9 protein-coding genes are annotated in these 12,563 nt (G+C 64.1%); 6 read left to right on the forward strand and 3 right to left on the reverse strand.

Annotation, left to right across the window (positions count from 1 at the left end; translation table 11 throughout):
• The first annotated feature begins 76 nt into the window (after positions 1 to 76).
• The 3 genes from gmk to NLI84_RS12800 all read left to right on the forward strand — a co-directional run bounded on the left by gmk (position 77) and on the right by NLI84_RS12800 (position 3,204).
• Positions 77 to 691, forward strand: coding sequence for a guanylate kinase (gene gmk, locus NLI84_RS12790; protein ID WP_255990752.1), 615 nt, complete (start codon positions 77 to 79; stop codon positions 689 to 691).
• A 97-nt stretch (positions 692 to 788) separates the two neighbouring features.
• Complete coding sequence (rpoZ, locus tag NLI84_RS12795) at positions 789 to 998, forward strand: DNA-directed RNA polymerase subunit omega (RefSeq protein ID WP_255990755.1); 210 nt, start codon at positions 789 to 791, stop codon at positions 996 to 998.
• 16 nt (positions 999 to 1,014) lie between these two features.
• On the forward strand, positions 1,015 to 3,204 hold the full coding sequence (locus NLI84_RS12800) for a RelA/SpoT family protein (protein WP_255990757.1): 2,190 nt from the start codon (positions 1,015 to 1,017) through the stop codon (positions 3,202 to 3,204).
• A 61-nt stretch (positions 3,205 to 3,265) separates the two neighbouring features.
• Here the strand turns inward: NLI84_RS12800 and NLI84_RS12805 are convergent, their stop codons facing one another.
• From NLI84_RS12805 to NLI84_RS12815, 3 genes are read right to left on the reverse strand one after another with little or no spacing between them, the layout of a single operon-like run.
• Positions 3,266 to 4,837, reverse strand: coding sequence for an ATP-binding response regulator (locus NLI84_RS12805; RefSeq protein WP_255990758.1), 1,572 nt, complete (start codon positions 4,835 to 4,837; stop codon positions 3,266 to 3,268).
• A 21-nt stretch (positions 4,838 to 4,858) separates the two neighbouring features.
• Positions 4,859 to 5,980, reverse strand: a complete 1,122-nt coding sequence (locus NLI84_RS12810) for a response regulator (protein ID WP_255990760.1) — start codon at positions 5,978 to 5,980, stop codon at positions 4,859 to 4,861.
• Positions 5,977 to 10,560: a response regulator gene (locus NLI84_RS12815; protein WP_255990761.1), complete on the reverse strand. Its 4,584-nt coding sequence runs from the start codon at positions 10,558 to 10,560 to the stop codon at positions 5,977 to 5,979. The genes NLI84_RS12810 and NLI84_RS12815 overlap by 4 nt, the downstream gene beginning before the upstream one ends.
• Before the next feature lie 300 nt (positions 10,561 to 10,860).
• On the opposite strand from NLI84_RS12815, the gene thiS reads away from it, so the two are divergent.
• The 3 genes from thiS (at position 10,861) to NLI84_RS12830 (ending at position 12,489) form a co-directional block, all read left to right on the forward strand.
• Positions 10,861 to 11,064 carry a sulfur carrier protein ThiS gene (gene thiS / locus NLI84_RS12820; RefSeq protein ID WP_255990763.1) on the forward strand — a complete coding sequence of 68 codons (204 nt, stop codon included), beginning with the start codon at positions 10,861 to 10,863 and terminating at the stop codon, positions 11,062 to 11,064.
• A gap of 181 nt (positions 11,065 to 11,245) precedes the next feature.
• A complete protein-coding gene (locus NLI84_RS12825; protein ID WP_255990764.1) occupies positions 11,246 to 12,046 on the forward strand; it encodes a thiazole synthase in 801 nt (266 codons plus the stop codon).
• Positions 12,043 to 12,489, forward strand: coding sequence for a GNAT family N-acetyltransferase (locus tag NLI84_RS12830; RefSeq protein WP_255990766.1), 447 nt, complete (start codon positions 12,043 to 12,045; stop codon positions 12,487 to 12,489). Before NLI84_RS12825 ends, NLI84_RS12830 begins: the two co-directional genes overlap by 4 nt.
• Positions 12,490 to 12,563 lie beyond the last annotated feature (74 nt).

The following is a 12,563-nucleotide window of genomic DNA, read 5'->3' on the forward strand; positions in this document are numbered from 1 at the left end:
TGAAGGCGGCTTTGCCGCTGTTTTCCAATGCGGTGAATGTGCTAACCTGCCCTTTAATTTCTTACGGATTTTGACGATGGCGAAAGGCAATATCTTCGTGGTCACCGCACCGTCGGGCGCAGGCAAGACCACGCTGGTGGCGGCGCTGCTGGCTGCAGATCAGAACGTGCAGCTGTCGATCTCGTTCACCACCCGCGCACCGCGTGCCGGCGAGGTGCACGGCAAGGACTACCATTTCGTCGAACGCAGCGAATTCGAGCGCATGATCGCCGCGGGTGAATTGCTGGAGTACGCCGAGGTCTACGGCAACTACTACGGCACCTCCAGGACCTGGATCGAATCGGTCGTCGATAACGGCCGCGACATCCTGCTGGAAATCGACTGGCAAGGTGCGCAGCAGGTCAAGCACATCTTCCCTGACGCCGTCGGCGTGTTCGTGCTGCCGCCCGCCGTCGAGGTACTGGAAGCGCGCCTGCGCAATCGCGGCAAGGATAGCGAGACCATCATCGCCCAGCGCATGGCCGCAGCGCGTGAGGAAATGAGCCACTATTCCGAGGCTGATTTCATCATCGTCAACGAGCATATCGACGAAGCGGTACGCGACATCGTCTCGGTGGTACGTGCGATCCGGCTACGCCTGCATACACAGCGCATCCGCCACGGCGCGCTGCTCAACGCGCTCAAGGCCTGAGCCTGCCGCCCCTTACGCCGCCCCGCCTCGCGGGGCGGTCTGCGTTTCTGGTACACTCCAGGCTAACTGTTTCTCGTTTCAAGACAAGGATTTTCCCATGGCCCGCGTAACCGTTGATGATTGCCTGCCCCGCATCGAAAACCGCTTCGATCTGACCCTCGCCGCCGCCTACCGCGCCCGCCAGATTGCCAACGGCTCCACGCCGCAAATCGATGCCCCGGGTCGCGACAAGCCCACCGTGCTTGCCTTGCGCGAAATCGCCGCTGGCATCATTGGTCGCGACATCCTCACGCGCACCCGGACCTGATCACCGGATAGCCGCCATGGAACCGGCGCTGGCCGCTGCTGACGTTCCCGAACTCGCCGGTTCCGCACCGGCGATACTGGCGGCGGCCAACCGGTTCCTCAGCGAGGAAACGGCCTACCTCAGGCCGGAAGATCGCAGTTTCCTCGCCTCTGCCTTCAAGTTCTCCGAGGCCGCGCACCGCGGCCAGATGCGCCGCACGGGCGACCCGTACATTTCGCATCCGCTGGCGGTCGCCGGCATCCTGACGAACTGGCATCTCGACGCCCAGGCGCTCGCCGCCGCGCTGTTGCACGACGTGATGGAAGACACCGGTGTCTCCAAGCTGGAGCTCACCGAGAAATTCGGCCGCCACGTGGCCGAGCTCGTCGACGGCATGAGCAAGATCGACAAGCTCGAATTCCAGAGCACGGAAGAAGCGCAGGCGGAGAATTTCCGCAAGATGCTGCTGGCGATGGCGCGCGACTTGCGCGTGATCCTGATCAAGCTCGCCGACCGGCTGCACAATATGCGCACCATGGACGCGATGCGCGAGGACAAGCAAAAGCGCATCGCCCGCGAGACGCTGGAAATCTATGCGCCGATCGCCAACCGCATCGGCCTGAACAGCATCTACCAGGAACTGGACGATCTCTCGTTCAAATACCTGCACCCGCGCCGCTACGACGTGCTGTCCAAGGCCTTGAAGGCCGCGCGCGGCAACCGGCGCGAGGTGGTCGGCAAGATCCTCGACAACATCAAGCTCAAGCTGTCGGATGCCGGCATCGACGCCAACGTCACCGGCCGTGAGAAAAACCTGTTCAGCATCTACCGCAAGATGCAGGAAAAACACCTCAGCTTCTCCGAAGTGTTCGACATCTACGGCTTTCGCGTCATCGTGCGCGACGTGCCCACCTGCTACCTAGCGCTCGGCGCGTTGCACAGCCTGTTCAAACCGATCGCCGGCAAGTTCAAGGACTACATTGCGATCGCGAAGTCCAACGGCTACCAGAGCCTGCACACCACGCTGTTCGGCCCCTACGGCACGCCGATCGAGATCCAGATCCGCACGCACGAGATGCACCGCATCGCCGATGCCGGCGTCGCCAGCCACTGGATGTACAAGTCCGGCGACGAAAGCTTCTCCGACGTGCAGCAGAAGACCCACCAGTGGCTGCAGTCGCTCTTGGAGCTGCAATCCGAATCGGGCGACGCGGTCGAATTCCTCGAGCACATCAAGGTCGACCTGTTCCCCGACGAAGTCTACGTCTTCACGCCCAAGGGCAAGATCCTGTCGATGCCGGCCGGCGCCACCTGCGTCGACTTCGCCTACGCCGTGCATACCGATATCGGCAATCGCTGCATCGCCGCCAAGGTCAACCACGAGCTGGTGCCGCTGCGCACCAAGCTCAGGAATGGCGATCAGGTCGAGATCGTCACCGCCGCCCACGCCAAGCCCAACCCGAGCTGGCTGACCTTCGTCACCACCGGCAAGGCGCGCAGCCATATCCGCCATTTCCTCAAGAACATGCGGCACGAGGAAGCTGTGCTGCTCGGCGAGCGGCTGCTGCTGCAAGCCATGACCACGCTGCTGCCCAACGCCATCATGCCGTCGGACGAGGTATGGGAGCGCTGGGTGAAGGAAAACAACGCCAGGAGCCGCGACGAGGCATTGGCCGAAGTGGGCTTGGGCAAGCGCCTTGCCGTCGTCGTCGCCAAGCGGCTGCTGCAACTGTCCGGCCAGTGGCTGGAAGAGCCGGCGCCCGGCAAGAAGCCCACCGCCGTCACCATTCGCGGCACCGAGGGCATGGCGATCCAGTTTGCCCGTTGCTGCAACCCCATCCCGGGCGACCCCATCATTGGTTTCTTCAAGAAGGACCAGGGCCTCGTCATCCACACCCACGACTGTCCGCTGCTGTCGGGCGGGCGCGTCGATTCGGACAAGCTGATCGACGTCGAGTGGGATCCGGCCGTGGCCCGGCTGTTTGACGTACCGGCACGGGTGCTCGCCGAGAACACCCGCGGTGCGCTCGCTGAGATCGCCGCCGCCATCGCCGAAGCCAACGCCAACATCGCCTCGGTCGCCACGCAAGAGCAGGGCGGTGACGAGCGCTATATCCAGATCCAGTTCACGCTGCAGGTCCACGACCGCATCCACCTTGCCCAGGTGATGAAGCGCCTGCGCGCGCTGCCTTCGGTCTATCGCATCCAGCGTACCCGCAGCAGTTAAGCGCTCAGACCGGCGTGGTTGCCGTGCTCTCGGTCGCAGTGCACGACCTATGCGTTGCGCCTCAGACGGCGGGCACCATCGGCAAGGTGACCACCAGCGTCGTCGTCTTCTGCTCGTCGGACACCTCGAACGCAATCTGCCCGCCTTGTGCCTCCGTCAGGCTCTTGGCCGAATAAGCACCGAGGCCCGTACCGTGGGGTTTGCCATGGGTGACGTATTTGCCGAAGAACGCATCCCTGATCTCGGCCGGAATCACGCCTTGATTGACGATGGTGATGCGTAGCATGTCCTGCCAGGTGACCGCGATACTGACCCGCGAGTTGGCCGGAGCCGCTTCGCAGGCGTTCTTGATGAGATTCTGGAAGATCGAGTACGACAGCATGGCGTCGCCCAGCCCCCGGGGCTCGACCTCCCCCGGCGATACGCCCGCATCGACGGCAATCGCAATGCGCTTGCCAGCAAATGTCTTTCGGGAAATATTGGCAATGCGATGCAGCATGTCGCCGATGTCCATCGGCTGGGGGTCGAGCTCGAAACGCCCGGTTTCGATCTTATAGAGCTCCGCCGACAGGTTGATCATGTTGAGCAGCTTGAGCGTTGCGTCTTCGATCACCCGCACCGTTTCAGCCTGGCTGCCGGTCAGCATGTCATCGTTCGCCAGCTCCTGCACCAGGCTGATGACGCCCGCCAGCGATCCCTTCATGTCGTGGCGAGTGAGATTCTCCACGTCCTCCCGGATACGCGCGGTCTCCAGCAGGCTATCGTAGTTGCTCTGGGTTTCCTTGCGCAGCATCACGTAACGGATGAAATTGCGCACCCGCAGCTGCAACTGCTCCGGGACGATGGGCTTGGTCACGAAATCGACCGCACCAAGCGACATGCCCTTGAGTCGCGCATCATCGCCATCCATTGCCGTGACGAAGATGACCGGGATCGTTGCCGAGTTGGGATACTCGCGCATGCGCTTGGCCACTTCGAACCCATCCATGTCCGGCATCATCACGTCGAGCAACACCAGGTCCGGCGGTTGGTCGGAAAAGCAGATGCTCAGCGCCGCTTCGCCGGACGATGCCACCCGCACGCGGTAATCGCTCTTGAACAACTGCGCCAGCAACTGCAGATTGTCTGGCGCGTCGTCCACCAGCAGGAGGACGGGCCGCTCCTCCCGCGCCTCGACTTCCTTGGGCGGGGCGGCACTGTCTCGCGTCACCGGCTCAGCAACGTTGGCCGAATTCAGCGGCGTACGTATCTTGCGCGACAGGGCGCGCTCAAGGCTGGCGGCCAGTCGATCGGGGGTATAGGGCTTGACCAGCAGATCGCTGACCCCACACTGGATCGCCTCCTCAATGCGCTTGCGGTCGGCCTCGGCCGTGATCATGACGAAGGGCAGGCGCCACAGGGCGTTGTCGCTGCGCACGGCCTTGAGCAGTTCGATACCGGTCATGACTGGCATGTTCCAGTCCGACAACACGATGTCGAAGCGCTGGCTGTTCAGCGTTCTCAAGGCTTCGGCACCATTGCTGACCATCGTCACGCGGTCTATGCCGAGCATGCGTAACTGGGTCGCGGTCACCTTGCGCATGACCTCCATATCGTCCGCCATCAGCACCGTTAAATCCTTGAATTGCTGCATATCCATTTCTTCCACGTAGTTTCAGCGCACTCGCACCCCGGCGGCCGTAGTCCCGTCGGGAAAACGCAGCGCAATGTCCAGAAATTCATCCTGGATATCGACGAACGCATCCAGAATATCGGGATCGAAGTGCACACCGCGACCGCCCACAATGATGTCGACCGCCGCCTCATGCGGCGTGCGTTCCTTGTAGATGCGGCGACTCGTCAGCGCGTCATAGACATCGGCCAGCGCCATCAGCCGGGCGCCGAGCGGAATGGCCTCTGCGACCAGCCCTTGCGGATAACCGCTGCCATCCCATTTTTCATGGTGGGACAGGACGACTTCCTTGGCCAACCCGAAAAACTCGCCCGGGAGTTCCAGCGCGCGTTCGGCCTGCTCCAGCGCCTCGTAGCCCCGCGTGGTATGGGCCCTCACGCTGGCAAATTCTTCTTCTGTCAGCCGGCCAGGCTTGAGCAGGATTGCATCGGGGATGCCGGCCTTGCCCAGATCGTGCAAAGGCACGGCCTTGGACAATCGCGCGATGTAGTCGTCGCTCAATCGCGATGCAAAGCGCGGGGCTAGGCGCAAGCGCTCGGCCAGCGCGCGCACATAGTGCTGCGCGCGGCGGCCGTGATCGCAGGCTTCCACGTCGCGCTCGGCGAGCGAGGCCAGCGCCAGCAGGGTGGCATCGCGCTCCGCCTCGATCTCGATCAGGCGATGCGCCACCTCGTGCTCCAGATGGACATTCTGGTCACGCAGCAAATCGGACATCGCCTTGAGCGCCAGCTGAGCGCGCACGCGCGCCAACAGGATCACGGGAGAGAACGGCTTGACGATGTAGTCGGCTGCGCCGAGCTCAAAACCCAGCAATTCGTGCTGTGCATCGCAGCGGGCCGTGAGAAAAATCACCGGAATCGCCGCGGTCCTGACATTGGCCTTGAGGCGGCGGCAGGTCTGGTGGCCGCCCATGCCCGGCATCGTCACGTCGAGCAGGATCAGGTCCGGCGGATCGGTCACCGCCACCAGCAGCGCCTGTTCGCCGCTGGTGGCCACCTTGATCTGGTATTCCGGTTGCAGCAGCCCGCCAATCAGCGCCAGGGTATCGGGGCTGTCGTCCACAATCAGGACTACCTGGCGTCCTGGTTTGAGGTCGGCATTCATCCGACTTCGTCCAGTTGTCGCGCTTGCATGCCAGCCTCCAGCTCAGCCAGTGCGGCGGGAAAATCGAAGCGCGTGATCGCCTGGGCGAGCGGGGCAAAATGCTGCGCCAACGCACTGCGCAACAACGCGCCCTCTGCCTCCAGCATATCGCTGGCTTCAATGTCGTTATCGCAAAGCAAGGCCTTGAGCCGTCTGCACGCCCGGCTCGCGGCGAGAACATCGTAGCTGGCGGCGGCTTCGGGCACCGTTTCCGCCGGCAGTACTGCTCGCAATGCCGCGAGCAAGGACTGCAAGGCCTTGTCCAGCCTATCGACCTGCGCGCGTATTTCCGTCTGCGGCGCTAGGCGCCGGATCGTCTCCTCGGTCGAGGCGGCCGCCGCGGCGACTTCCGTCGCGCCGATGTTGCCCGCCACGCCCCTGAGCGTGTGCGCCATGCGCTCGACTGTCACCATATCGCCCCGATCCAGCGCCGCGATCAAATCGGGAATGCTGTCACGCTGCCCGGCGACAAACCGCCGCAGCAGGCCCAGGTATACTTCCGATTTGCCCAGCACACGCCTTAATCCGCCCGCCGCATCCAACCCCGCCACCTGTTCCAGCATGGGCATTGCCGCTGGGGCGGCAGGCGCGGACGCGATCGTTACCCCCATCGTCGGGCCGAGCCAGCGCAGCAAGGTTTGCCACAGCTGCTCGGGTTCGATCGGCTTGGCCAGGTAGTCGCTCATGCCGGCATCCAGGCAGCGCTGGCGATCGCTCTCCATTGCGTTGGCCGTCATCGCGACGATGGGCAAGACGTGGCCCGCGCTGCGGATTTCACGCGTCGCCGTCAGCCCGTCCATCACCGGCATCTGCATGTCCATCAACACCAGATCGTAGGCGTTCGCCGCCACCATCGCGACCGCGATCTCGCCCTGCACCGCCAGATCGACCGTCACGCCAGTCGCGGCCAGCAGTTCCAGCGCCACCTGCTGGTTCAGCTCGTTGTCCTCGACCAGCAACACCCGCTTGCCGTGCAATGCCTGCAGCGAGGGCGCCGCGCGAGCCGGCGTGCCCGTTGCGACATCGCCGCCCATGGTCCGGATCAGGCAATCTCGCACCTGAGACAGGCGCACTGGCTTGGACAACAATGCGCTCAAACCCTGTTCGGTGACCCGCCGGGTCACTTCCTCGTTGCCATGGGCCGTCACCAGGATGAGCCGCGGGTAGCTCGGCAAGAGCGTCTTGTGCAGCCGCCGCGCCGTCTCGAAGCCATCCATGCCCGGCATGCGCCAGTCGAGCAGCACCAGGTCGTATGGCTGGGCGGCCGCCGCCGTACCGATGGCATCCAGCGCGGCCGCGCCGGAATCGACCGCGTCGGCATGCATGCCGAGCTCGCCGACTATGCGTTGCAGCACGGTGCCGGCGGTTTCGTTGTCGTCAACGACCAGCACCCGCAGATCACGCAGCACGGCGGCATCCGCAAGCACGCCCGGCGCGCCCTTGCCCAGACGCACCGTGCACCAGAACCGGCTGCCGCGACCGTATTCGCTTTCCACCCCGACCTCGCCCCCCATCAGGTCGACCAGCATCTTGCAGATCGCCAGCCCCAACCCCGAGCCGCCAAATCTGCGGGTCGTCGAGACATCGGCCTGCTGGAAGGAGCGGAACAGCAAGCCGCGCTGCGCCTCGGTCAGCCCGATGCCGGTATCGTGCACGGCGCATTGCAGCAGCACGTCGTTCTCGCCCTCCGCGCGCAGCGTGATCTCGACCCGGATCTGCCCGCGCTCGGTGAACTTGATCGCGTTGTTGAGATAGTTGATCAGGATCTGGCCAAAGCGCGTCGGGTCGCCGATCAAGCTTTGCGGCACGTCCGAGGCCACGTCGAATATCAGTTCCAGGTGTTTGGCGTTGGCCTTGGCGAGGCTGAGCGTAGCCAGCGTTTCCAGCACGCGATCGAGATCGAATTCGACGTGTTCCAGCGTGAGCTTGCCGGCCTCGACCTTGGAGAAATCGAGTATGTCGTTGATGATGCCAAGCAAGTGCCGCGCCGATGCCTGGATCTTCTGCGTGTAGTCCCGTTGCTGCGGGGTCAACTCCGTATTGAGCGCCAGATGCGACATGCCGATGATGGCGTTCATCGGCGTGCGGATCTCGTGGCTCATATTGGCGAGAAAATCGCTCTTGGCCCGCGTGGCCACTTCGGCCACTTCCTTGGCCGCCGCGAGCTCAGCGGTGCGTTCGTCCACCAGCACTTCCAGGTGGTTCTTGTAGTTTTCCACCTCGGCACGCGCGGCGACGGCGTCCTCAGCCAGGCTGATGGCCGCTTGCTGTTGGTGGGGCTGGTCGTCGTCCTGCGCGTCGATTTCGTCGAGCTGCTCTGGCGAATCGAACGGTGGCTTGCGCCCCAGCTCACGCGCCAGTGCATTGATTTCACGCTTCAGTTCGACGATGCGCCCCTCGCGCCCCAGGGCCAGCCGGTTGAAGCGCTCGATTTCCTCGATCTTCTTGCGATCGGACATATCGACGTAAATGCCGATCAGACCACCGGGCGTCCCATCGGCCTTGCGAAAAGTTGACAGCGCGCAGAGCGTGTCGTGCAGCCTGCCGTCGGCATAGGTCACCGACAGTTCGCGGCTCAGGCTGCCCATATTGGCGATCAACTCCTCTTGCTCGGCGTGATATTGCGTTCGCTCCGCTTCAGGCAGGAAATCGAGCTCGGTGAGTATCTTGCCGACCATCTGTTCACGCCTGACGCCGAATGCCTGCTCGTACGCCGCGTTGACGCCGATGAATCGCGTGTGCTCGTCCTTGTAGGAGATCGGGTAGGGAATGGTGTCGATCAATGCCTGCAGCAGCATGGCCCGATCCCGCTCGGCCTGTTCGGCCTGCCTGCGCTGGGTGGCGTCGCGTACCGCGGCACAGACATAGGCGCCATCATCGCCGCGCTGCGGTAGCAGCGACAGGCTGACCTCGATCGGGAACTCGCTGCCGTCCTTGCGCCGGCCGAACAGCTTGCCGCCCGCCTGCCCCATGGGCCGGGCGGTGCCGTCGGCCATGTAGCCTTCGCGCAAGCCAGCATGATGGCCGCGCACCGCATCGGGAACCAGGCGCTCGATGCTTGCGCCCGGGAGCTCGCCGCGCTCGTAACCGAACATGGCCTCGAGCTGGCCATTGGCCATGGTGATGATGCCGCGCGTATCGGTCACCAGCATGCCGTCTGGCGCCGATTCGATGATGCCGCGATACCAGGCCTCGGTTTCGGTCAGTTCGTCCTTCTGCTGCCCGAGCTCATGCACCAGATCTTCCATGTGCCGGGCCTGGGCGCTGGCTTCGTCCAGCAGCTGTTTCGTGTGCAGGCCGCGCAACAACGCTTCGACCCTGGCTCCCCCCGCCACGGGCAGGGCCTCCAGCACGCGCCAATCCCTTTCTTCAAAAGGCGTGAACGACACCAGTTCGATGACCAGGCCGCCACCGCCACCCAGCGGCAGCGGCAAGATCAGCAGCGTGGCCGCCGCGCCCGCATCCGGCGCCGAAACAAGGGGCAGGTAACAGCCAGGCACATCCTTCAGCGTGATGGTCTCGTGATCGCGCAATGCTTGTAACAGCAGGCCGCTGGCCTCATCGACACGCAGGGCCGCTTGTTGCCGGGTGACCGCGTAGCCTCCCAGATAGATCAGTGCCGTGTCGTCCGGGCGGCGCAGATAGCACGCCGCCGCCACGCAGTGCAGCGGCGGCGCCAGTTTGGCGAGCAGTTGCTCGGCCAGCATGTCGAGCGTATCGACGGTCTGAACCGATTCGGCCACCGCCAGCAAGGTCTCCCGGCTCCATTGTTGATCCAGCATACGCTGGGACAGCGTGTTGTACGCCAAACCGATCTGGTCGATTTCGTCATTGCCGCGCACCGCCACGCGGATGCTCAGATCGTGTTCCAGCTGCGCGCGCGTCATCGCAGCCTTGAGCGTATCGAGCTTGCGGTACAGCAGCACCAGCGTGTGCGCTGTCCATCCGCCCCCCAGCAGCAAGGCCGTCAACATGACGGCAGCAGTGATCCCGAGCGCTCGACGGTACTGTGTCTGGGCGTCAGCGAAGTTGCTCTGCGCGGCGCGCAATTGCAGATTGGCGAGTTTGCTCAGGTTTGCGCCCAATGGCCTGACCGCCGCCATCAGCTCGTCCTGCGCAAAAGCGTCCAGGGCCACGTTGTCGTGCGCAGCCAGCAAGGCGTTGTAGCGCGCGGCAGCGACTTCGATCTGCGCCATCTGCTGGCTGGTCTCTTCGACCAGTGCCCGCTCCGGTTGTGTCGCTACAGTCCGCCCGTATTCGGTCCACTCCTTGGCCACGGCGCTGCGCACCTGGGCAAAATTGGATACCGCCACGTCGCGCGGGATGCGCTGTGCGTTCAGGTCCTGCACCGTGCTGACCAGCTCGTGAGCGAGCAGATCGTCTAGATCCCTCAGGTGGACGAACGCAGTCAGCCGGTCGTGGTAGGTGCTGGCAAAGGCATGTTGAATGCGGGTCAGGCGCAGCAGGTTGTTGGCCCCTTGCACCAGCAGCAGCGCCATCATGCCGAGAACCAGAATGATCAGCTTGGTTCGGATATTCATGACCCCATCCTTGGCCGGCCCCAACATGCCAGCCGACCCGCCCGCAACACTCACGATCAACAATAGCGCTTTCCGGTCGCGTCAGCGGTTTTCGCGGCCGTTTCAGGAGTTCGACCACGCCAGCCGGTACGTCATCCAGCAAACCAAGGGAAAGAACGCTGATCGCACAGGACGTTGCTAGCCGAGTGCCGTCGTTGAGGTAGTACAACCCGCATACGGGTTACATCGGCTACGCCGAGCCAATGGCGTTAAGCACGCGCATGCTAGAATCGCCGCGAGTTACTCCCCGCAGGATCGCCCGTGCTCCAGCTATCCATCAACGGCGAGGCCAGGACGTTTGCCGGCCCGCTCACCGTCACCGCCCTGATCGACCAGCTGGGTTTCACCGGCCGCCGCGTTGCGCTGGAACGCAATGGCGAGATCGTGCCGCGCAGCCAGCATGCCGCGACCGAGCTCGCCGATGGCGATGTGGTGGAGATGGTCGTTGCCGTCGGCGGCGGCTGATTTTTGCCTTCTCCGGCTACTGCGCGACACCTAGGCTGCGTTGCGCGCTCCTCGTCATCCTCATGGGCCACCCGCCCATTCCGGTGACTGCGGTGCTGGCGCCTTGCCCAGACGTCGCTCGCTACGCCGGCCAAGGCAAAAACGTCTTGGCTCCGTTCGCTCTCACGCAAGAGGTTTTCGCATGACCCAGACCCCAGACCTGTTCCAGATCGCCGGCAAAACCTATGGCTCGCGCCTGCTCGTCGGCACCGGCAAGTACAAGGATTTCACCGAGACCCGCGCCGCGATCGATGCCTCGGGCGCCGAGATCGTCACCGTGGCGATCCGCCGCGTGAACATCGGTCAGACTGCGGGCGAACCCAGCCTGCTCGACTACTTGCCGCCTTCCGAATTCACCTACCTGCCCAATACCGCCGGCTGCTACAGCAGCGACGATGCGATCCGCACGCTGCGCCTTGCGCGCGAACTGCTGGACGGACACCCGCTGGTGAAGCTGGAAGTGCTGGGCGACCCGAACACGCTCTATCCCAATGTGCGCGAGACGCTGAAGGCCGCCGAAGTGCTGGTGAAGGAAGGCTTCGACGTGATGGTTTACACCTCGGACGACCCCATCATCGCCCGCGAGCTGGAGCAGATCGGCTGCTGCGCCATCATGCCGCTCGCCAGCCTGATCGGCTCGGGCATGGGCATTCTCAACCCGTGGAACCTGCGGCTGATCATCGAGCAATCGAAGGTTCCAGTGCTGGTCGATGCCGGCGTCGGTACCGCGTCCGACGCCGCCATCGGCATGGAGCTGGGCTGCGACGGCGTGCTGATGAACACCGCCATTGCCGGCGCGCGCGATCCGATCCGTATGGCCCGCGCGATGAAACTGGCCGTCGAAGCCGGCCGCGAAGCCTATCTCGCCGGTCGCATGCCGAAGAAGCTCTACAGCGCCGATCCGTCGAGCCCGCTCGCCGGCATGATCGCCAGCAAGGCATGAGCACCACCGTCCATTACGCCAGCCTCGACGACCTCGAGACGTTGGCCCCGCTATTCGCCGCCTACCGGGTGTTCTACGAACAGTCCCACGATGTGCCCGCCGCGCGCGCCTTCCTGCAGGAGCGGCTGGCGCGCCAGGAATCGGTGCTGCTGCTCGCCGAACACGCCGGGCTGCCGGCCGGCTTCATCCAGCTCTACCCGTCGTTCTGCTCGATCGCCGCGGCGCGGATCTGGATCCTGTCCGACCTCTACGTCACGCCGGATGCCCGCCAGCACGGCGTGGCCCGGCAACTGATGGACAAGGCGTGCGAGCATGGCAGAGCAAGCGGCGCGATCCGGCTGGAGCTCTCCACCGCGCACAGCAACACCCGGGCACAGGCGCTGTACGAATCGCTGGGTTACGAGCTCGATACGGTGTATCGCTACTACGGCCTGGGATTGTGATCCCGCCGGGCGGGGCAAACACCCTCCCCGCTGCGGGTATAATCCGGCCTCGATCGCAGGCGCCGCACGCGGCG

Origin of the sequence: Chitinolyticbacter albus, from assembly GCF_024437655.1 — a bacterium.
Lineage (GTDB): Bacteria > Pseudomonadota > Gammaproteobacteria > Burkholderiales > Chitinibacteraceae > Chitinolyticbacter > Chitinolyticbacter albus.